15 protein-coding genes are annotated in these 22,211 nt (G+C 55.2%); 10 read left to right on the top strand and 5 right to left on the bottom strand.

Annotated elements, in window-relative coordinates:
• Position 1: 1 nt before the first annotated feature.
• The 4 genes from LKE90_RS01860 to LKE90_RS01845 all read left to right on the top strand — a co-directional run bounded on the left by LKE90_RS01860 (position 2) and on the right by LKE90_RS01845 (position 5,568).
• Positions 2-1,363 carry an ABC1 kinase family protein gene (locus LKE90_RS01860; protein ID WP_291491138.1) on the top strand — a complete coding sequence of 454 codons (1,362 nt, stop codon included), beginning with the start codon at positions 2-4 and terminating at the stop codon, positions 1,361-1,363.
• 277 nt (positions 1,364-1,640) lie between these two features.
• Positions 1,641-2,375 carry a hypothetical protein gene (locus LKE90_RS01855; RefSeq protein ID WP_291491137.1) on the top strand — a complete coding sequence of 245 codons (735 nt, stop codon included), beginning with the start codon at positions 1,641-1,643 and terminating at the stop codon, positions 2,373-2,375.
• A gap of 231 nt (positions 2,376-2,606) precedes the next feature.
• The gene (locus LKE90_RS01850) at positions 2,607-4,901 is read left to right on the top strand and encodes a putative bifunctional diguanylate cyclase/phosphodiesterase (protein ID WP_291491135.1); all 2,295 of its coding nucleotides are present in this window, start codon (positions 2,607-2,609) and stop codon (positions 4,899-4,901) included.
• 97 nt (positions 4,902-4,998) lie between these two features.
• The gene (locus LKE90_RS01845; RefSeq protein ID WP_291491134.1) at positions 4,999-5,568 is read left to right on the top strand and encodes an NADPH-dependent FMN reductase; all 570 of its coding nucleotides are present in this window, start codon (positions 4,999-5,001) and stop codon (positions 5,566-5,568) included.
• A gap of 123 nt (positions 5,569-5,691) precedes the next feature.
• Here LKE90_RS01845 and LKE90_RS01840 read toward each other — a convergent pair whose 3' ends face one another.
• A complete protein-coding gene (locus LKE90_RS01840) occupies positions 5,692-7,431 on the bottom strand; it encodes a DEAD/DEAH box helicase (RefSeq protein WP_291491133.1) in 1,740 nt (579 codons plus the stop codon).
• Between the two features lie 133 nt (positions 7,432-7,564).
• Entirely contained in the window at positions 7,565-9,289 is a 1,725-nt protein-coding gene (locus LKE90_RS01835; RefSeq protein ID WP_291491132.1) for a hypothetical protein, read from the bottom strand.
• 311 nt (positions 9,290-9,600) lie between these two features.
• On the opposite strand from LKE90_RS01835, the gene dapF reads away from it, so the two are divergent.
• From dapF to LKE90_RS01815, 4 genes are all read left to right on the top strand, one after another.
• Complete coding sequence (dapF, locus tag LKE90_RS01830) at positions 9,601-10,428, top strand: diaminopimelate epimerase (RefSeq protein WP_291491273.1); 828 nt, start codon at positions 9,601-9,603, stop codon at positions 10,426-10,428.
• Positions 10,429-10,445: 17 nt separating this feature from the next.
• Positions 10,446-11,732: a tRNA (N(6)-L-threonylcarbamoyladenosine(37)-C(2))-methylthiotransferase MtaB gene (gene mtaB, locus LKE90_RS01825; RefSeq protein WP_291491272.1), complete on the top strand. Its 1,287-nt coding sequence runs from the start codon at positions 10,446-10,448 to the stop codon at positions 11,730-11,732.
• Between the two features lie 2 nt (positions 11,733-11,734).
• Entirely contained in the window at positions 11,735-12,694 is a 960-nt protein-coding gene (ftsY, locus tag LKE90_RS01820; protein ID WP_291491131.1) for a signal recognition particle-docking protein FtsY, read from the top strand.
• A 375-nt stretch (positions 12,695-13,069) separates the two neighbouring features.
• On the top strand, positions 13,070-14,278 hold the full coding sequence (locus LKE90_RS01815; protein ID WP_291491130.1) for an outer membrane beta-barrel protein: 1,209 nt from the start codon (positions 13,070-13,072) through the stop codon (positions 14,276-14,278).
• A 57-nt stretch (positions 14,279-14,335) separates the two neighbouring features.
• On the opposite strand, the gene LKE90_RS01810 is transcribed toward LKE90_RS01815, so the two are convergent.
• The 3 genes from LKE90_RS01810 to LKE90_RS01800 all read right to left on the bottom strand — a co-directional run bounded on the left by LKE90_RS01810 (position 14,336) and on the right by LKE90_RS01800 (position 18,474).
• Positions 14,336-15,442 (bottom strand): flagellin, encoded by a 1,107-nt coding sequence (locus tag LKE90_RS01810; protein WP_291491129.1) that lies wholly within the window; start codon positions 15,440-15,442, stop codon positions 14,336-14,338.
• Positions 15,443-15,447: 5 nt separating this feature from the next.
• Positions 15,448-16,998 carry a flagellar hook-associated protein FlgK gene (gene flgK / locus LKE90_RS01805; RefSeq protein WP_291491128.1) on the bottom strand — a complete coding sequence of 517 codons (1,551 nt, stop codon included), beginning with the start codon at positions 16,996-16,998 and terminating at the stop codon, positions 15,448-15,450.
• Between the two features lie 159 nt (positions 16,999-17,157).
• On the bottom strand, positions 17,158-18,474 hold the full coding sequence (locus tag LKE90_RS01800; RefSeq protein WP_291491126.1) for a flagellar hook protein FlgE: 1,317 nt from the start codon (positions 18,472-18,474) through the stop codon (positions 17,158-17,160).
• Between the two features lie 640 nt (positions 18,475-19,114).
• Between LKE90_RS01800 and LKE90_RS01795 the strand changes: the two genes are divergently transcribed.
• On the top strand, positions 19,115-21,295 hold the full coding sequence (locus tag LKE90_RS01795) for a hypothetical protein (protein ID WP_291491125.1): 2,181 nt from the start codon (positions 19,115-19,117) through the stop codon (positions 21,293-21,295).
• Between the two features lie 11 nt (positions 21,296-21,306).
• A complete protein-coding gene (locus LKE90_RS01790; protein WP_291491124.1) occupies positions 21,307-22,104 on the top strand; it encodes a flagellar hook assembly protein FlgD in 798 nt (265 codons plus the stop codon).
• Positions 22,105-22,211: the final 107 nt, after the last annotated feature.

The raw sequence follows: 22,211 nt of genomic DNA, 5'->3' as shown, positions 1-22,211 counted from the left end.
CATGGCGGAGAAAGATCTCGACAGCACGGGACTGTTCGGAGAGTTTCGCCGGATGGTTCGCACCACCGGCACGGTCGGTGGCATCGCGGCCCGCATGGCCGGACACCGTCTTGGCTTCAAGGGCGACGGCGCCGCGCACGCGGAGGATCTGAAGGCCATTCTTGGCGGCCTCAAGGGACCGCTCATGAAAGCGGCACAGCTCCTCGCCACCATTCCGGGCGCCCTGCCAGACGAATATGCGACTGAACTGGCGCAGCTTCAGTCGAATGCGCCGCCGATGGGCTGGAGCTTCGTGCGTCGGCGCATGGCGGCCGAGCTTGGCCCTGACTGGCAAAAGAACTTTCGTGAGTTCGGTCGGGAAGCGGCGGCGGCGGCCAGTCTTGGGCAGGTCCACAAGGCCGTTCTACAAAACGGCGAAATCGTCGCCTGCAAACTGCAATATCCGGATATGACCACGACGGTCGAGGCGGATCTCAAGCAGTTCCGCATGGCAATGGGTGTTTACCACAAGCTGGACAACGCCATTCGTCAGGACGACGTCATAGAAGAACTGACCGACCGTCTGAGAGAAGAGCTTGATTACAAGCGTGAAGCCGCAAATCTACGGCTTTACGATCTCATGCTGAAAAACTCGGCATCTGTGACCATTCCAAAAACCGTTGACAGCCTCTGCACCCGCCGCCTTCTGACAATGGAATGGGTCAATGGTCAGGGACTTCAGAAAGTCCTCGACACCAATCCGACACAGGAAGAGCGCAACACCATGGCGCGTGCGCTTTTTGAGGCGTGGTATGTGCCCCTTTACCGTTACGGCGTCATTCATGGCGACCCGCATATGGGCAACTTCACGGTTCGTGATGATTGCGGATTCAATCTGCTTGATTTCGGCACGATCCGTGTCTTCAGGCCGCGTTTCATCAAGGGCATAATCGAACTGTGTGAAGCTCTCCGCACCAAGGATGAAGATCGGGCAGCCCATGCCTACGAGATGTGGGGCTTCGAGGGACTGTCCCGTGAGACGATGACCGTACTCAACGAGTGGGCCAGTTTCCTCTATGAACCGCTCATGGAAGATCGTGAGCGCACCATCAATGAAAATGCCGAAACGATCTTTGGACGCGACATAGCCGGACGCGTTCATACCGGTTTGCAGAAGACGGGCGGCGTCAAGCCACCACGCGAATTTGTTCTTGTCGACCGCTCAGCGATTGGTCTCGGCTCCGTGTTCATGCGGATCGGCGCGAAGCTCAACTGGCACAGAATGTTTCAGGATCTCATTGCTGATTTTGATGAGGATGCTCTGGCCGCCCGCCAGGCCGAAGTTCTCACGGCAGCAGGCCTTTCGGAATTTATCAAGAGATAGTCAGGTTTCTTTCCAAGAAACCGACATTCGTGGTGGTGGACAGGCCAACATCCATCACCACGAGCAGATGATCTGTCACAAAGCATTTTTCTGAATATGCCAGTTATTTTTTTCGTTTTTTCATTACGATATCGAAATATTTAATGCAAATTATAGAAAATAAAGTTTTCCATTTTTACATAATATTATTTAACAAAAACAAAGTATTTATTGCGTTAAAAATCATAAATACTCAGATCAACCGGAAAACCGGGGTAGTTTATTTGAGGATTATGCCATGTACGCCTTACTGTTTGCAGAACCCGTTCTTGATCGCGATGTCGTCCGTGTCGGCACCAGAGAAGGCATATTTTCATCTCAGCTGATCCGCGCCTGCGCCCAGGGTGACCGCGCCGCCATCCGCGCCCTGCTCATCGGCTTCTGGCCCTTCGTGCAGGCGTTTGAACGCGCCATTGACCAGCGTGTCGGACATCTGCCTTTGCGTCCTCTCGTGGAGCGCTTCGGTCAGTCGCGCGTCAAAACGTTTTTCTCAGAAGCCCGCGAGGCTGTCAGGGAGATGAAGGAGGAGGAAGGTTCGCACGCACTGCTTTGGGTAGCGGGCGCAAAAGAACTGGGAATTGATCTGAATACGGACCATTACCCACTGCTTTCATCTGTTGAAAACCTTATTCAGGCTTCCACCAGTGACGACCCGGTCGAATTTTTCTCTTGGCTGGCTGGCGTGGAATATCTTGCGGAAGAGCTATCAGCCTACCTCTGCCACGCGCCCCGCTTTACCGGAACGTTCCCTTCCGGACGCTGGATCTGGGGAGAAGCCCACAACGCCCACGAACACCACGGCCCATCACATCTGGAAATAGATGAAGATCTGGCCCGTGCTTATCACCCGTCGAGTGATCCGGAAATCGTGGCGACAACGATCAGCACAAACATCCGTCGCTGCATTCATTTTTTTGACGAGGCTGCGGATCAGATTCAGGAAACTCTTGTCCAACCGGAAAAAATTTCCTAAAAACAGAGGTGTCTTTGAATTAAAGACCTGATTTTATTTTAATACGATCACGTCGTTTTTTCAAGAGAAAATGCCTCTGTTTCTTGTATGACAGGGAAAAGAGGCATTTCCGGAACACACGGGAGGTAGCTGGAGCATGAAAATTCGACAAAATGAAATTTTTGTCAAAAAAATATGAGATTTATCAATTTTTTTATACGCTTTTGGAGAAAACTGAAGAACAGTCCTTTTATGTTGAAAGGACAGGCTATTGCGCCGCGCCTGAAGGGATTCGTCAGAAGGCAGCAACGTAGAACCCTTCTCCGTCTGCTTCCCTTTCATCTGACAGCCAACATCATCAGCGCACCCTTGACCCTGTCCTTCATCGAGAAGCGTCATCCCCTTTATGGAATGGTCCTTCTCATTATTATCGAAACCCTTGTTTTAAGCTATACTTTTTGTGTATGTTTTTTTCAGGAAACAGCACTATCCAGAAAAAACTTCACCATCTTCAATGCATTACTCGGCATTTGCTGGGCCAGTGTGCCTGTTGTCGTCTTTCCCGCCGGTTCAGATCAGGAACAGACGCTGATTGCCGGCGATATTGTTGCCCTCATTGCAACGTCTCTTTCCGTATCACCGTTTTTCTGCGGAACCATCGCACTTGCCAGCACAATGATCGTCGGCTGCACCATAGCCCTGATCTGGGCTTGGATTCTTCAGCCTGATACTTTTTATATAGTGCTCATGATGCTGCTGGGCATATACGCAGCCTTCATTCTTGGACTTGGCCGCGCCGTCTCCATTCTGCTCGAACGCTACATCCTCACCAGTCTGGAACTTGAGGAGCAGACTGAAATCGTGCGGCTGATGTTGCGCCGTTCGGACCAGAGTGTCGGCGATTGGGTGTGGGAGACAGATGTCAACGGAAGTCTGACCGCCAACATTCCTGCTCTTGAAGCTATTTTTCAGGACACAGGCAATCTGTCGGGAAGACCGTTCCTGCAAACACTTGAAGAATACGTGACGGCACAGGCCCAATGGCATCACCTCGCGGAATGCATGCAGTCACGTCTGTTTTTCCGCGATCTGATCGTCTCGCTCAAAAGCGCGCACTCAATCCGCGTTCTTTCCCTCACCGGACATCCTCTTTTCAACGATGACGAATTCACGGGATATCGCGGCATAGGTGCCGATATCACCAAAAATTATACGCTGGATCAGCAGGCTTCATTCAGGGCCGCTCATGACAGTCTGACCGGATTGCCGAACCGGTATTGCTACGAAGATTCCCTCAGGGCCGCTCTTGTCAAACTCTCCCGTGAGCACACGCCTTTTGCACTTCTCGCACTGGACCTCGACAGATTCAAACCCATCAATGACACGCTGGGACATGCCGTCGGTGATCTTGCGTTGATCGAAATTTCGAAACGTCTGCAAGCCTGCCTGAAGAATGATGACATGCTGTTCCGTATCGGCGGCGATGAAATGATGCTCATTCACCATCATGCCACGCTCGATTCCGCTACAGACCTTGCAGCGCAGCTCGTAGAAGAGGTCGCCAGGCCGCTCTGCATTGCGGAGACAGTCGTTCCCTGTTCCATCAGCAGCGGCATTGCTCTCGCGCCTGTTGCGGGCTCCAACGAGAACTCCCTTCAGGAAGCGGCAGACCTCGCTCTTTATGAAGCAAAACGGCAGGGGGGCAACACCTATCGCGTCTTCGTGCCTTCCTACAGGGCTGTCGCGGATTCCCGCAGGGATCTGATCCGTGATCTACGTGAGGCTATCCGGACACACAGCATCACACTGTATTACCAGCCCATCATCAATGCCCAGACACGTCACCTTGCCGGTTTTGAAGCCCTTGCACGTTGGACCCATCCCGTTCTGGGACCTATTCCACCGGATCGCTTCATACGTCTCGCTGAAGAAGCCGGTCTGATGCACGATCTGGGTCTGTCTCTTCTGACCGAAGCCTGTCGCACAGCCCGCTTCTGGCCTCACAATCTGTGGATATCGGTCAATATTTCAGTCGGGCAGCTCTACCATCGGAATTTCATTCAGGAAATCAGGAGGGTTCTGAAGGAAACCTCCTATCCATCCAAGCGGCTCCAGTTGGAAGTCATCGAAACCATCTTCATGGAATCTGATGCGGCGACCTATGGCGTGTTGCAGGAACTGGATACGCTCGGCATCCGGGTCGTTCTTGATGATTTCGGAAAAGGCTACTCGTCTCTTGGATATCTGAGATTCTTCCCGTTTTCCAAGATCAAGCTGGATGCAAGCTTCGTCCGGGACATGCTGTCAGATTCCCGCAGTGCGGCAATTGTCAGCTCCGTCATTGCCCTGGCAGGCGATCTTGGCGTGGCCGTGACTGCAGAAGGCGTTGAAACGGAAGAATATTTCTATCGACTAAGCAGCAAGGGCTGCACGGAAGTACAGGGCTACCTCTTCGGATATCCCATGCCGAAAGAGAAGGTCCCAGCCTTTATCGAAGACAACTGCCGCAAGGTGCCTTTCTTCTCCCAAAGCACACAGCAATCGTGACGCTCTTCGCACTGGACGGGCCAGTCCCGTTTCTGCTCCACTCCCCGACGATGACCGGAATCATCACCTGATATCCGGCAAGTCTGCGGAGTTTTCCATGAACACAGAACCAACTCTTAATTTTTCCGTTCTTTTAGGAAGTCTGCGTAAATCGTCGCTCAATGCGGCCATTGCGCGTGCGCTGCCTGATCTGGCGCCTCCCGGCATAACAATCACGCCCCTGGGGTCAATTGGCGAGTTTCCGCATTATGACGCCGATGTGCAGGAAAAAGGCTTTCCCGCACCCGTTCTGACGATGGCGCAGCAGATTGCGGCCTCTGATGGCGTCATCATCGTAACGCCGGAATATAACTACTCTATTCCCGGCGTTCTCAAAAACGCGATCGACTGGCTGTCCCGTGTGTCACCGCAGCCCTTCACAGGCAAAGCCGTCGCGATCCAGACCGCCTCGCCGGGCCTTATCGGAGGAGCCCGCGCCCAGTATCATCTCCGTCAGTCGCTGGTCTTTCTGGACGCATTCGTTCTCAACAAGCCCGAAGCCATGATCGGTCAGGTTACACAGAAAGTAGACCCTGAAAGCCTGCAACTGACCGATGTCGGGACACGGGAGTTTCTGACCCGCCAGATCAGCGCTCTGGCCACGCTTGCCAAAAGGGTTCGTGAATAGCCTGCCCGGTTGGAAGCGACACGAAGGGTAGCGCAGATTTTCTGAAACAATCATCAGAATCAAAAAGGGAGAAGCGGCCTTAAGGCTGCTTCTCCCCACACGGAAGATCAGTCGTTCTTGAAATTACCGACGCTTGCGCGAAGATTCCCGCGTTGAATCGCCACCTGAACGGCGCGGCTTCGCAGTACGTGAGCCCGGTGCCCGTCCACGCGGAGAGGGTGCTTCGTTGCCCGATGGCGCTTTAGCGGGCTCGATCCGGATTTCATCCGCATCCGCGGCGGAAGCGCATTCGGTAAACCGCTGTGCTTTCTCAGGCGAGATTTCCACAAGCGTATAAGTCGGTGCGATACGGATTGAACCGATGTCCTTCTTGGTCACGCCACCAAGACGGCAGATGACGGGCACCAGCCATTTGGGATCGGCCTTGTCCGCACGACCAACCGACAGCTTGAACCAGCTTCCGCCTTCCATCTGCTTGCGCTCGCGTGGTTCACGGGGCTCGCGAGGTTCACGTCCCCCTTCTCTCGGAGCGCGAGCTGGTGCGCTGGAAGGTGTAATCGGCCGCACCCTGACAGGCTGGGGCAGACCCTTGTTCCACAGGAAGACCAATGCCGCCGCCAGTTGTTCAGGCGTCCGCTCAGAAATCAGGCGTTCAACCAGCGGTTTTACATTTTCCGGGGTTTCACGCGTCAGAGCCTCGCTGGTGATCAGCCGCTCCGTATCCGCTTCGTGAATCTGATCCAGCGTCGGCGCCGTATTCCACGTCACGTCCACGCCAGCCGCCTCAAGCAGACGGTCGGCCTGACGCTTCTTCGATGGCACTGTGACAAGAACGCAGATACCCTTGCGGCCCGCACGACCGGTGCGGCCTGAACGGTGCAGCAGCGTGGCGGGGCTGCCCGGCAGGCTCGCATGAATCACCAACCCAAGCGAGGGCACGTCAATGCCGCGCGCCGCTACATCGGTCGCCACACAGACACGGGCCTGACCGTTGCGCAGGCTTTCGATAGCCCGGCTACGCTCGTTCTGGCCCAGTTCACCGGAGATCGCGACGGAAGAAAAACCGTGCTGAAGCAGAGCCGCGTGCAACTGACGCACGCCTTCTCTCGTATGGCAGAACACCATTGAGCAGGGGCTTTCGATCAGCCGCAGCGTGTTGATGATCGCGCCGATCGTGTCATTCTGGTCTGCAAGAATGGCGCGATATTCGATATCGGTATGCGGCTCGTTGTCGCCGATCGTGTCGATCCGCAGCGCATCATGCTGATAGCGCTTGGCGAGGCGAGCGATTTCGCGGGCGATCGTGGCCGAGAACAGGAAGCTGCGACGATCCTGCGGCGTGGCGTCCAGCAGCGTTTCCAGCTCTTCGCGGAAACCGAGGTCAAGCATCTCATCGGCTTCGTCGAGAACGGCGACCTTGAGGCCCGAAAGATTGAGGTTTTTCCGTGAGAGATGATCGCACAGACGGCCCGGCGTGCCGACCACAATGTGGCAGCCCATTGATAGCGCGCGCGCTTCCTTGCGCGGCTCCATGCCACCGACGCAGGACACGATACGCGCTCCCGTGTCCGCATAAAGCCACTCCAGCTCACTCTTCACCTGCAGGGCGAGTTCACGGGTCGGCGCGATGACCAGCGCCAGCGGTGTGGCGGCATAAGCGGCCTTGCCCTGCGCGTCGAGCAGTTCATTGGCCATGGCCAGACCAAAGGCGACCGTCTTGCCGGACCCTGTGCGCGCAGAGACGAGAAGATCCCGTCCCTTTGCCTTTTCATCCAGCACGGCCTCCTGAACGGGCGTTGGCTCCTGATAGCCGCGTTGGGCGAGAGCGTGCGCAAGCGTGGGGACTGTGTCCGGAAAAGGCATGGTTTGAATTGGTCCTGGAACGGGTGACTGGAAGCCGGGCATAGAGAGAAATCTCGGGAAAAGCCAGCTTCAGCTCATAAAAAACAACGGGCGCCCGGAGAGGAGCGCCCGCGTATGCTGTATGCAGCCATATTTACTGAAATGGCAAATATCGGAAATCAAAGAATATCTGGCTTTCGGATGTATGCGGCTTGCCACCCACGCCTTCCCACGCCTGTACGCGAGAGTAAGCAAGCTGGGTTCCGAATTCGACCGTCCCGAACCGCCCCTTGAAAAAGCGCCACCAGGCACCGATCGTGCCTTCCATGACATTATGGATGTTAGCCGTGCAGGGCATCGAGGACATTTCGATGTTGCAGCCCGTATTGAGTGCGTTCGGGTTGCCATAACCATACGCCGAACCGTTCAGCGTCGAATAGTTACGACCGGCCCACTGCGTTCCAAAATAGCCATACACATCAAATCTCGGGTTGGGGTGGGCAATGATGCCCGCCGTGCCCTGCGCCGAGAATAGCGGCTGAGGCTTGCCCTGAGCATTGATCGTCGCGTCAGGCAGGAGAACCGAGCCGTATCGTCCGATTCCATATCCCGCCAGCCCCGCGATACGCACTTCAACTTTTTGGGGAATGATCGGCAGGATCATGGAGCCGCCGCCGCCGCCGGTGGGCACGGTGTAGTTGTGACCGCCACCCTCCCAAGACACCCGGTCATGGGCAAAGTGAGCAATCCCTTCGATTTCGTAATGGCCCCAGCTCGGATCATAGGCGATTTTTGCGATCACATCCGGCGCGATTTCGTTCGAGAACGGCCCGTTATTGGTCAGGCCCGTGCCATCCTTGTTGATTGTCGCCACCTGACCGCCAGGGAGAACAACCCTTTCATCCCCCTGCGTTGTAAAGCCCGTCGTGTCATACAGGGTCTGCGGATTCTCGATGGACAGGCCAAGCCAGAGCTTGTGTTTGAAGAAATCCTGCGTGATGCGAACCTGCCACTGACGCGCCCAGGTCTGGCCAGCCAGCATTGCGGCGTCGATCGTTTCCGGCAGGCTTTCCTGTCGCGGCACGATACCGATACGGCCGGGAGTCAGCATGCTCCAGGCCTGACCAGCAAGAAAATGGAAGTTCTCCCTGCTGTTGTCATAAACAAGGTAAGCCTGTCGGAGACGCGGCGAGTAGCTGTTGCTCTCATAAGCGTTAGTCGTGGCCGCGCCCGCGCCGAAATCAGTCTCAAAGAAACCTGAAATAGTTTCGTACTGATCGATATTTCCCCTCAGCATAAGGGAAAGGCGACTATACCGCGCTCCCCCTTCAAAGCTGTTGGTGTGATAATTCGGACTATTTCTGTAAGGCAGACCGGACCAGAACGTGAAGGTGCCTGTTGACATCTGACGGTTCTGCAGGACCGTTGCGGTGTCAACAAACCCGCCGAGCGCAATCGTCACCGGCCCGACATGGAAAACACCGTGATCACCCACGGCGCCGGCGGCCTGCGCGCCCACTGTTTCACGCGGATGCGGACCGACCCCGTTTTCAGCCGTGTGTACGATCGTGTCTTCTGCACGATGCGCGGTCACCGTCTTGATCGTCGGCACGTCATCCGTGACGAAACTCGGGTGCGCCTCCGGTTCATGCCTGCGCGATGCTGCATGCACCGGCTCTTCGATTTCCGTTTCCGGAACAGGCACGGCCTCGTTATTGGCTGTCATGATCTTCTGACGCGTGGCCTTGCTCAGACCGGCATGGCTCGTCGTGTGATCTGTCGCGGCCGCCTTTCTCGCAACGAGCTGCTTCTGAAGGCCCATCAGGGCTTTGGTAAGCTGCGCCTGCTGTTGCTGAATTCGTGCAATCTGTTGCTGCATGAGCTCCAGCGATTCACTCTGCTCGTCAGCATAAGCTGCGAGAGGGGAAAAGGCTGCCCCTGCACAAAGCAGGAAAGTGAGGGAATAGCTGGTCCGGCGGAAAAACGTCGGGCATTGGGGCATGGAGGAAGAGCGTCCGTTCTCTCGAAGAAGTTTTACGTCAAAGTATTTCTTATTCAGGACATTTAATAATAAACCAGCATTAAAATGTCATTCAAAAAAAATTTAAGAAGTCCCCCCAACCCCATTTTCCCTTTAAATTTTTCGCACAAAACCGTGCATTCCGGGGATTTTTGGCCTAAATGCCACATATGAAGACATTTTTTCACAAGATGCATGGATTGGGGAACGACTTCGTCATTGTTGACGAAAGATCGGCCTCTTTGGACTTGACACCCGCCCGCATAGCCGCGCTGGCCGATCGCAGACGCGGAATCGGCTGTGATCAGTTCGTCACTCTCTCCGGACCGTCAGACAGCAAAGCCTCCGTCTTTGTGCGCTTCTTCAATCCTGACGGGAGCGAGGCAGGCGCATGCGGAAACGCCTCCCGTTGCGTCGCCAGCCTGATTGGCGAGGAACTCCAGACCGACACTCTGATTCTTCAGACGCAAAACGGTCTCCTTCGGGCGCAGATGCTCTCCCGCAACGGAACGCAAGGGGCTGTCGTCACGGTTGACATGGGACGCCCCAGGACTGACTGGCAGGCTGTCCCCCTGGCGCACCCAGCCGATACACTCCGGCTCCCGCTTGCGGGTGAACCTGCGGCCCTGTCGATGGGCAATCCGCATGCAACCTTCTTCGTGCAGGATCTAGCCAAAGCGGAACGCGGCCCCGCTCTGGAAATCGATCCCCTTTTTCCTGAGCGTGCCAATATCGGCTTCGCCCGCATCGATGCCCCGGACCGGATGCGGCTGCGGGTCTGGGAACGTGGCGCGGGCTTCACACTCGCCTGCGGTTCCGGGGCCTGCGCGGCCGTCGTGAACGCGGCCCGGCGTGGGCTGGGTGAACGCCGGATGACAGTAGAGGTTGACGGCGGGGAGATGGTTATCGCATGGGATGCCGACGATCATGTGCTGATGACCGGTCCCGCCCAGCTTGCCTTTGAAGGGACCGTCGATCTCGAGGCCTATCCAAAATGACTGACACCCCTCCGGACATGCCGGTGGACGACACGCCCAATTCAACACGGGACAACCCGACACAGGGCGTGGATATCCTGACCTTCGGCTGCCGCCTCAACACCTATGAGAGTGAGGTGATGCGAGGCCACGCGGCTGCGCTGGAGGATGTCATCATCGTCAACACCTGCGCCGTCACGAATGAAGCTGAGCGGCAGGCGCGGCAGGCCATCCGTCGCGCTCATCGCGAGCGTCCGGATGCGCGCATCGTCGTGACAGGCTGCGCCGCGCAGATCAATCCGGACCGCTGGGCGTCCATTCCCGGCGTGACGCGCGTGCTCGGCAACGAGGACAAGCTGAAGGCCGAAAGCTGGAGCCTCCCTGCCCTCAGGTCCGGCAATGCCGTGTCCGACATCATGGCCGCCAAGGAGACCGCCGCTCATCTGGTGACGGAGTTCTCCGGACGTACTCGCGCCTTCGTGCAGGTGCAGCAGGGCTGTGACCACCGCTGCACCTTCTGCATCATTCCCTATGGACGCGGCCCGTCACGCTCCGTTCCGGTCGGTGTGGTGGTCGAACAGGTGCGCGCCCTCGTTGCATCCGGGTACCGTGAAGTCGTGCTGACAGGCGTGGACATCACCTCATGGGGAGACGATCTGCCCGGAACGCCGCAACTCGGTCAGTTGTGCCGCCGCCTGCTTGCACTGGTGCCTGAACTGGAACGGCTGAGGCTGTCCTCCGTCGATCCGGTGGAGATCGACGAAGATATCTGGCGTCTGCTGGAAAACGAACCACGCTTCATGCCCTACCTGCATCTTTCCTTGCAGGCCGGGTCAGACATGATCCTGAAGCGGATGAAGCGACGTCATCTGGTCGCGGATGCAGCATCTGTCATTGAACGCGCTCGCTCGATCCGCCCCGAGATCGGCATTGGTGCTGACCTGATCGCCGGTTTTCCCACCGAGGATGAAGTGCTGTTCGGGGAGACGCTGTCTTTCCTTGAGCAGGCCGCCCTGCCCTATCTCCACGTCTTTCCCTACAGCGCCCGTCCCGGCACCCCTGCCGCCAAGATGCCTGCCGTGCCGGTTGTCGAACGCAAGGCTCGTGCCGCCCGGGTCCGCGCTGTTGGCGAACAGTCGGCGCAGAATTATTTCAGGAGCCTTCTTGGCCGTGAACTGCGCGTGCTGATGGAAACGCCGGAAAGCGGTCACAGCGAGGAATTTGCCCCTGTTCGACTGGCCCACGGTCAGTCGGAGATGGGACGCATTGAAGTTCTGCGTCCGGTAGCGGTTGACGAAAAAGGGCTTGTGGCGGAGATCGTATAATCATGGCACTCGGATTTTTCTCCCGTCTCAAGCAGGGGCTGTCGCGCTCCACCCAGAAACTCAGCAGTGTCTTTACCAAGCGCAAGCTTGATGAAGCGGCCTTGGAAGATCTGGAAGAACACCTGATCGCCGCTGATCTCGGCCCGGAAGTGGCTGAGCGCGTCATCGAATCCTTCCGCAGCACCCGTTTCGGGACGGAAGTGACCGATGACGAAGTCCGGCAGACACTGGCGGATGAAATCGCGCACGTTCTGACGCCTGTGGCGATCCCGTTCGAGCCGAACCCGGATCTCAAACCCCATGTCATGCTGATGGTTGGTGTCAACGGCACCGGCAAGACCACCACCATCGGCAAGCTGGGCCGCTATTTCAGCGAGCAGGGCAAGAAAGTCATCATGGTGGCGGGCGACACCTTCCGTGCCGCCGCAGTCGAGCAGCTTCAGGTCTGGGGCGAGCGGACGGGCGTGCCGGTCATTGCCGGCAAGCCTGAGGCCGATGCTGCGGGACTTGCTTTCGAAGCCCTCAAGCGCGGCAAGGAAGAAGGCGCGGACCTGCTTCTGATCGACACGGCCGGACGCCTGCACAACAAGGGCGCTCTCATGGAGGAACTGGCCAAGATCATCCGTGTGATGAAGAAGTTTGACGAGACTGCGCCCCACTCCGTCATTCTGGTGCTCGATGCGACGACCGGACAGAACGCTATTGAACAGGTGCGTGTCTTCCGCGAACTAGTGAACGTCACAGGTTTGATCGTGACCAAGTTGGACGGCTCGGCTCGTGGTGGTATCGTGGTCGCGCTCGCAGACCAGTTCAAACTGCCGATCCATGCCGTTGGTGTCGGAGAGAAAGCCGAGGATCTGCGTCCTTTTTCGGCGCAGGAATTCGCCCGGGGTCTTGTTGGCAAAACCGAGATTTCGACGACAAGTGCAGAAGAAAGCGCCGAGCAGTCGGTTTCTGAATAGCCCAGAATCACAAAAGCGTCTGTCCTTGCTGGCAGGAGAACAGACGCAGTCACTGTCGTTATCCTGAGCGGTTTTTTAATCCGACCTCCATGACCTGACGCTACAGTCAGTATAATACATTAAAATTCTTATGTATTTACGAAATTGCGAGTGTACGTTTCTATTAAAAAAACGACAGGAATGTCCGCCTCGACTTCTCCGTCTATATCTTATTAAAAGATATTTTAATTTCATTTCAAATACAATAATAAATAACGTCACATTATACTGAAATCACACACCCCATTCATCAATATATTTCTGCACGAGACAGGATTCGCAATGCCGTTGTCAAAGTGGAAATCAGTTCTTCTTCCGGCATTGGCCTGCCTGACAATGGAAGGCTCCGTTTCAGGCTACGCTGCCATTCCATTATTTACCAAAAACACTGAAGCAGCGGGTTTCGAAGAATGGTGGCGAGCCATAACTTTGTCTGGTCGCATGGATGGCGGCATTACCGCTAATCCCGCAAGGCCAGACAATGGCATCAATTTTGGAAACTTCATTGGCGATCATGCCAATCAGGCCCAGCTCAATCAGTTTGCCCTGACTCTGGCGCACGGCATCGACACAACGACCAACGGGTATAGCTTCGGTTTTACTCTTGAAGCTTCTTACGGTTCGGACTCCCGATATTACCACCTTCTCGGCATTTCAGACCGGGCTTTCAACTCGCGTTACCAGATCATTCCCTCACATGCCCAGCTTGACGCCCATCTCCCCTGGTTCACCAGACTGGGTGTCGATATGCATGCTGGCATTCTTCAGGCTCCCATGGGGCTGGAGGCTTTTGATCCAACAGCACGTCCATTCTACACATTCAGCTATACGGGTCAGTATTCAGTCCCCTTTCAGCATGTGGGCATGATGGCCACCATCCATGTCACCCCCATGATTGATGTTCTCACAGGTATCGATACCGGTAATCAGACCACTTTTGGTCGAAACGACAACAACAGTGCTCCCGCCGGATATGCGGGAATCACACTGAATAATCTGGCTCATGGGAAACTCACACTAACGGAGTTAAGCCGTTTTGGCTCCGAGGATTCACGTATTGCTTTTACTCACGGAGTCAATGAGGATTTACGTTTCTGGAATGACCTGACTGCCATCTACAAAATTACTCCCACCATTATTGTGACGGGAGAATTCAATTACATGCACGATGACGGATTGAGAGCCGACACAGAAAGCTTTGTCTCTTATCTCAGTTGGAACTTCATGAAAAATCTGACCTTTAATTATCGAGGCGAGATTTATCGTGACAATACGGGGCTGATGGTGGCCAGCTTTTTAAGTAATGAAGGTTATATGAATGCCATTGCAGGACGTTCAGCACCTGTGGAGAGCGCGCCCCGCACTACATATGGCGCACTTACGCTGGGCATAACCTACAAAACATCGCTGAGCAAAGACTACGGATATTTCGCAATCCGTCCGGAAGTCAGGTTCGACCGGTCGCTGAATGGCACGACACCATTCAATGACAATCGGAACAGCGGAATGTTCACATTCGGTGGAGACGCCATGATTGGCTTCTGAGCCCCGGCGAAAGGACTTTTAAACGTCCTTCCGCGAACACCCCTCAACGAAAACCAATTATATGTAGTTTGCCAGCGTCATACTCTTGAGATCAGAGATCAGGGTATACGACGCAAGAAGCTGATCCTGAACATTCCCTGTCTGCACGGAAACAGCCGCGATATCAACTTCCTTGATATCGGCAAGCTGGGATGTGAGCATGCTGCTCATTGTAGACAGGTTCGTCGACTGAGCCGTCAGCGAGTTCTGCATAAGACCGACAGCACTCTGCTGATTGCTCAGCGTTGTTCCCACGGAAGCTGTCGATGTTGTCAACTGCGTCACAAGATCTGAGAAACTACTGCTGGACGTATCAGCACTTCCAAGAGATGCGACAATCATCAGATTACGCATCAAATCCCGAATGGCTGAGCCGGTCGTTGTGGAATCCGCCGACGTTGTTCCTTCCGTGGCAACCATTCCAACATTAACAACAGAGGATTGTCCGACAACTGCTTTTGTTTCAAGGCTTTTTGCCGAACTTGGATCTGTGGACAGAGCAGACGAGAAAACGGACAGGCTGACCGTTGCACCGGACGCATCAGTGTACGTTCCGCCACTTGCGGCGTACGATGTCGCTGTTGCAAAAACAGAGGAAGCTCCCAGCGTATCAAGCTGACTGACCGCATCGGAAGTGGCCGTCGCAAGGGTGCTGCTCGCCAGATCACCTGTATCGGAAACCGGAGCATTGTTGACGTCAGTCCCGGCGAAGACATAGCCGTTGCTACCTTTGGTATTCAGGTAATCGCCCAGTTCGGACAGAGCCGTCTTTGCGCTTTCTGCAACAGTCGCCAGAGTATCCTGTCCAAGCGTTCCCTTCAGGGACAACAGGTCATTTTGCAGTGTCGTATTGAGCGCAACGATCTGCGTCAGAGCCCCCGCTGTCACGCTCAGGTTCGTCTGCGCACCGGTGATGGAGGTCTGCCATGTGGAAATTGCGGTAATCTGAGGTTGCAGACTCAGCGCCTGCCCACGCTGGTCTCCCAGACCGGCATAGGTGTCGGACACCACGCCGGTTGTCGCCTGTGAGACTAGCGCTGTCTGCTTGTCAGTCAGGGTGCTGACTGCCTGCTGCAACACATAAGCTGTGCCGCTTGCTCCATAAAGACCAACAGATGTGCTCATGACTTTTACACCGCATTCAGAAGCGCCGTGAACATATCCTTCACGGCTGTTATGATTTTTGCATTCGCTGTATAGGCATTTTGTAATGCAATGATGTGGGACATCTCATTATCCACATTGACCCCCGAAACATTCGAGACTTTTGTGGTCAATGAAGACTGCACGGACGTCGCAGTTGTAAGGCTGGCCGTCACCGACGACGCCACCTGCGCCTGAGCGGATGTCAGAGAGGTCGCAAGATTGGCAAGTGTCTGACTACCGTTATAACCGGTGGAAATATTGCCATTGACACCCAGCCCCGAACTGGGTGCTGTGGGTGAACCGGCCCCTAATGCAGTCTGCAATAATGCCTGAGCGGTATCTGTCGATCCATTTTCAGACAATGGAGATGGATCAGCGGCCAGCGTCGCGCTCACCTGAATGACACTTGAAAACCCTACAATACCCGAAGGCGAAGAGGAGGTTGTGTCTGTTCCCGGCACGTTACCGGAACTGTCGGTGAACAACGCAACTCCTTCATCATTGAATCGCGTTGCGAGCGTTGAGGAAAAGGAATCAAGCTGGGCCTGCATCTTTGGGTAGACATTATCCCGCAGGTCGATATTGGCGCCAAGCTGACCACCCGTCAGATGAGACGTCAGATCCGTTGTGCTGCCCACCAGCGTAATGGCCGGAATATAGCTGCTGTTTGCGGAAGCGGTAATGGATGAGGTCGCAGTAAGGGTTATAGCATCCGTCGTCAGGGGCCAGGTCGAACTGGGCTCCAGAGTGGACGTTCCCTCGCTGTTGGAACTTGTTGTCGGATAGGTCGAAAGGCTGTTGTTATTGCTATCCTTAGGATAGGTTGGCAGTTGCGTTCCATCTGCTGTCTTGACCAGCATGTCGCCTTTGGATGTCTCCGTATACGTCACCGACAGATACGAAGAGAGGTCGGACATGGCGGCGGCACGCTGGTTTTCCAGATCGGCCGTGCTCATGCCCTGCACTTTAAGGGACATGATCTGCTTCGAAAGAACACCGATCGTTGTCAGATCTGTATTCACCGAAGAAACCTCGGTAACAATCGAATCCTGTGCCGCCTGACGCTGTGACTGATAGGCTGACGAGAGAGTATTGATGGATGCCGTCAGCGCCTGCGCGTTGCTGATGACGTTACTTCTCGCCGTCGCATTGGAGGGCGTTGAAATCAGCGACGTAATGGCATTCGAAAGATTGCCAACCTCATCCGACAGGGTCGCGCTTGATCCTGAATCCGAGCTGGTCGATCCCTGAAGCGCCGTAATGGCGGAAAGGGAATTGCTCTTTACCGTCAGCGCGGCGACTGAGGCGTTCTGTGTGTAAAGACTGCCCTGTAGCGCATTGTTGACGTTGCGCGTTGTCAGTCCGATCGAGACACCGGACCCCGTCCCCGTCGTATCGGCGGAATTGAGGTTTGCAACTTCCTCCACATAACCAGTCGTACTGGCGTTGGAGACGTTCTGTGACAGCACGCCAAGAGCGTACTGAGTGCCTTCCAGCCCGCTGGTGGCGATGGACAGAGCATTGTTCAGATCCATGACCTTGAACTCCGACAAAACCTCGCCAACCCAATAAGAATGTAGCAAGGCGCACCACGCCCAAGTTTTTTGGCGACGCGGCGCTTTGTTGAACCGGGCGGAACTACCGATCTTTTGCTCATCTTGCTCCGCTCAGGTGAAAAACAGGTTAATCAGCCGTTAGCGGATCATCGCAATCGTCGCCTGCAGCAGGGTGTCCGCCGTCGTGACGATCTTGGTGTTGGCTGTATAGGCTTCCTGAGTGACGATCAGGCTGGACAGGTCGGATGTAAGGTCAGTCGTGGAGGATTCTGTGGAAGATGTCTTCAGAATACCCGTGCCATTTGAACCCACCGTTCCAATTGTTGCGGAACCCGAGGCTGAAGTCGCCTGATAGGCCTGACCATCAACAGCCATCAGACCGTTCGGGTTTACGAACGAAGCCAGCGCCACCTTACCGACAAGCTGCGTGTCACCATTACTGAAAGTCGCCATGATGGACCCGTCGGATTCCATGGAAATACCCTGATAGGTGCCACTGGTCACACTATCACTGGTCAGTGTGGGTGTCGTTGAATTCGCTGCCGCGGTTGTCGTTCCTGCGCTGCTGCCAACCGTACCCAGATCGAGATCAACCGTCTGGGACGCCGCACCATTAGAGTAGGTCAGTGTAATCGGCAGGGTTGCCGAGGAACCACTGTAACCCGTACCGACCAGATTACCGGATGAGTCCTTCACATCCTTGATGTTTCCACTGGAGTCAAAATCAACCGTATATGTGGAAGTATCGCTGCCAACAGACAGTGTGGAGTCGGTGGAATCACCGTTTGCAATCGCAACCGTATATGTGGACCCGCCAGTATTGTCGCTGGATGTCGTCGTCTGCGTCCAGGTTGTGGAGAGTGTATGGGACTGGGACGTCGAGTCATAAACCGTCTGGGAATACGTCTTGCCGGTATCGACGCCACCACTCATCGTCAGGGTCGTTGTCTCTGTCGGACGGAACGCAACATCTGAAATCTGAATTTGCGTCAATGTGTTGTTGAGCGTTCCCGTCTTGGGATCGACCATGTAACCATTCAGGTAATAACCTGATGTATTGAACAGATAGCCGTTCTTGTCCTGATAGAAGTTACCATTACGTGTAAAATACTGCTGGTCCGAGAATGTTTCCTTACCAGCGGTCGCCTGACCTGATGGCTGCGAAACATCGAAGAAACCGTTTCCTGAAATCGCAAGGGCAAGCGTATTCGTGCTGGCTGAAATCGTGCCCTGCTTCTGCGTCTGGGACGTCGTGTAAGCCGTCACGCCATCAGAAACGGCCTGACCCTGTGCATAGGAAGCAAGATTGTTGGAGACCGTATCCTGAAAGCTCGTATCGGATGCCTTGTAGCCGACAGTCTGGCTGTTGGCGATATTGTTACTCAGATTTGTAAAAGCCGTTGACTGGGCATTGATACCGGCAACAGCTGTTGTAAGAGAATTGAAAATCGACATGGATCACTCCTAAAGGGCGGCCCCGGCAACCCGGCGCCGACGACCTCAACACCCCTTATCCATGCAGAAAACGTGCCAACTTCCACCTGATCACGTTTTTTTATCGATGTTAATAAACACTCCAGGAAATGCGCCAAAGAAATCTGCAATATTTACCTTTCCATTTTCCATTCAGAACTTCCGGAAAAAACTTCACTCAACAGACCGGCAAATTCTGCCGAGCATGGTATTTTCGTGCCTGTTTGATGCGAGCGTTCCTCTCGTTCACTTAATTCCCACCTCCACTCAAATGAGAAACCTTGCGATCTTTATCTGCATAAGGATTTTACATAAATTCAATATTTTCAGTATATTACATAACGGTCGGTTCAAAAAAACCTTCTCAGACCCTCTTCGGGGAAACTATCTCCCCTCAGTTGGCACGAAATTTGCATCTATTCTCATTGCATAATTCGACTGGGATTAAGTTATGGCAAGTCTGCTGACATCGCTGCTTACAGAAAACTCCCCCAAAGTGACCAAGGTCGCTTCGGGACAAACCGGTTCTTCTGCGGCGATATCCCGGCGGTCCCCATCCCCCGCCAGCTCACCGACAGACGATCTGGCCAGAACAGGTTCGCAGACCACATTTGGCGACCATATGGCACGTCAGACCGCCAGCCTGCCGGACAGCTCCCAATCCAAAACCAGCCCGGCAAATTCTGCCCAGTTGAAATCCTCGGACATCTCATCCCCATCAGCAGGGAAAAATGAGAGCACCCAGACATCATCGGACATTACAGCGGCCTCCGCCGATACGTCGCTATCGCTTTCCTCTACCAGCACGGCTCAGGAGGAAACGGCCGCCATAGCAACCAGTCTGTCTCCACTGTCCGTCGTCACGAAAGATGCCTCTGCCCCCCCCACTGCCAGCAGCACCACCGACAGCAGTCATACAACCCCTAACAGCCGTCCGGTAAAAAACCAGCGTACGGAAAAACAGAGCAGTTCTGAACAGTCCGCCAGCGACAGTAACAGCACAACACAGACGCCCTCGGATACAACGCTGGAACTGGCGGCCTTGACCGTTTTGCAGCCTTCATCGCTGCCCACCGAAGCCGCCGTTACTTCCTCTGATAAGAGTGGCCAGACCGTGTCCTCCCTCGGCACAGGGCAGGCAACCATTTCTTCTCCATCGCCTGCATCCGGAAACGAGTCAGGAAAACCCGTCCTGACCGCGGAAACAGTCAGCAATGCGCTTTCCGGCACACATATTTCTCTGGCTGGGTTAACGACATTTGGAAATACGGAAGCGAGTGCATCTGATCCACTCGTATCTCTGAGCGACGCCTCACCTCGGACACAGCAGAATGAAGGAACGCGTGACCAGACTGCCGTCAGCGCGATCACAGACACGCAGATATCGGGCAACAGAATCACGGGCCTTCAAACAACCAGCGTTCAGGGAACGAAAAACCAGACAGCCACTACCGAGACGGCCAGTGTGCAGGCGGCTGGAGACAAAGCCGTCCTCTCAATGATAGCGGATGCAAAAGTCACCTCTGACCTCGACACCAGTCACACATCGTCTTCGCCTGATGGTACCCGCCCTGCGAGCACAAGCAGCTTCGGGCAAATTCAGTCCTTGCAGGATATTGCGATCACTCTCCCCAACACCGAAGAGAGCAGGCACACTCTTTCAGGTGAAACACTCTCTTCCTCGAAAGCGCAGACTGAAACGGCATCTGTTTCCACAACGACCACTCCCGTCCGGAATATGCCATCTGAGTCGACGGTCCTACCGGCACAGAGTCAGGTCAGTCCATCAGCGGCACTTCAGACTGCCCAGAGCAGCAACAGTGCCGATACTGCCCAAGCAGCACAGATATCGGCCCAGTCCGTCGGTTTGTCTTCACTGACGCAGGTGATCTGGAATCCAGTTTCTGGCGTCTCGGCTTCCCCGACAGGGAAAACCAGCGCAGCCGACACATCCGGTCTGGAGGTCAGCACCCGGTCACGCACCGATATTCCGGGTTCTGCACAGATACAAACCGCCGCTGCGGAACCACAGACAGAAGGCGTATCGTCTTCCATCATCTCCGGGAAGACAGCCACCGACCAGTCAGGCAACAGTGACGACAACAGGCAGTCCGGACAGCATGCTTCGTCTGATCACTCTCTCACTGCAAACATGACGACACCGCAGGCCTATAACGAAGCCACACCATTTTCTGAGCGACTGTCCGCCAACACGGCAGGCGACGGCTCTTCCTCTGCCGTCAACACATCGCAGTCAGCAGCAACGACTTCCACCAGTTCCATCGACAGGACCGCATCGTCCGACACAAGCTCCACAGCGCTCAACCTGACAGTCGCGCTGCAAAATGATGACCAGACGGCATTGCACGTCACGATTGATAAATCCGCCACATCTGACGGGCTGAACATTCATATTGGAACGGACGGTCTTACGACCCTGAACGAATTACAGACCCATAAACACGAACTGGTTCACGCTCTGGAAAATGCAGGCATCTCGACAACCGGATCGCAGATTTCATTCGGCCTGGCAGACAACAGTTCTGTTTCTTCCTCTTCGCAGAACAATCAGTCTCATCAGCATCCACAGGATAACAGCGCGGCAACGCCAGCAGGCTCTTCAGATTTTACAAACGCTTTTGGCGGTACACTCTCCGGGAACAGCAACGGCGACGGTGCACGGAGCAACTGGAGTGCGGCCCCATCCGCGAACTCGACCACGGCGTCAGACGCCGATGATACCAGCGACCAGACATACGCCCTGACTGCCCTGCGGACAGGCTCAGTCAACATCACAGCCTGAAAGAACCGGATATGACAACGATAGCAACATCCTCCTCCACTTCGCTTCTTTCATCCGCAGTCAGCGCGTCCCAGTCCGCGGCATCGGTCAATGCGGCCGCCAACACTGCCGCCTCCAGCACCACGGCAACCGATACCAGCACAAGTGCGCTTTCCTCGCTCACCAGCAACTTCAACACGTTTCTCACCCTGCTCACCACGCAGCTCAAGAATCAGGACCCGAGCAGCCCCATGAGCAGTGACTCCTTCACGTCCGAACTCGCCCAGTTCGCAAGCGTGGAACAGCAGGTCGATACCAACACCAACCTGAAGACGCTCATCTCCCTGACGCAGGATGGTCAGCAGTCGACCGACATGTCGCTGGTCGGCAAGACCGCCATCGCAACCACCAGTGAACTGCCCCTGCAGAACGGCAGCAGCAGCGTTTCGTTCAAGACGACAACGCAGGAACCGATTGCAATCGCCGTCACCGACAGTAACGGCAACGTCGTCAAGACGGCGGAACTGACCTCCTCTGTCGGCACCAATACATGGACGTGGGATGGCACCAGCAACAGCGGAGTCCAGCTCAAGGACGGCTCCTACAACATCGCCGTGCAGACAGCGGACAATTCCGGCAACACGTCAGACGTGCCGTTTACCGTCACCGGCACGGTCACCGGCATTACGCGCAACGGCAGCACGATTTACGTAAATATGGGCGACAGCACGATCGATATGTCGGACGTCAATTCGTTCTCCGACGCGACAACTTCCAGCACGACCTCAACATCGTCCACGTCATCGACTTCTTCTTCCAGTTCAAGCTGACGATGACACAGGACTGGGTCTTTCCTACGGATGAGACCCGGCCTCTTTCAGCAGAGAGATCACGGGGCGCTGCCCCGGCTCTCGCCAAAGGTGCGCCCTTGAAAAGC

Origin of the sequence: Acetobacter sp., assembly GCF_022483985.1 — a bacterium.
Classification (GTDB): Bacteria; Pseudomonadota; Alphaproteobacteria; order Acetobacterales; family Acetobacteraceae; genus Acetobacter.
This window is presented reverse-complemented; position numbering and strand designations above follow the sequence as displayed.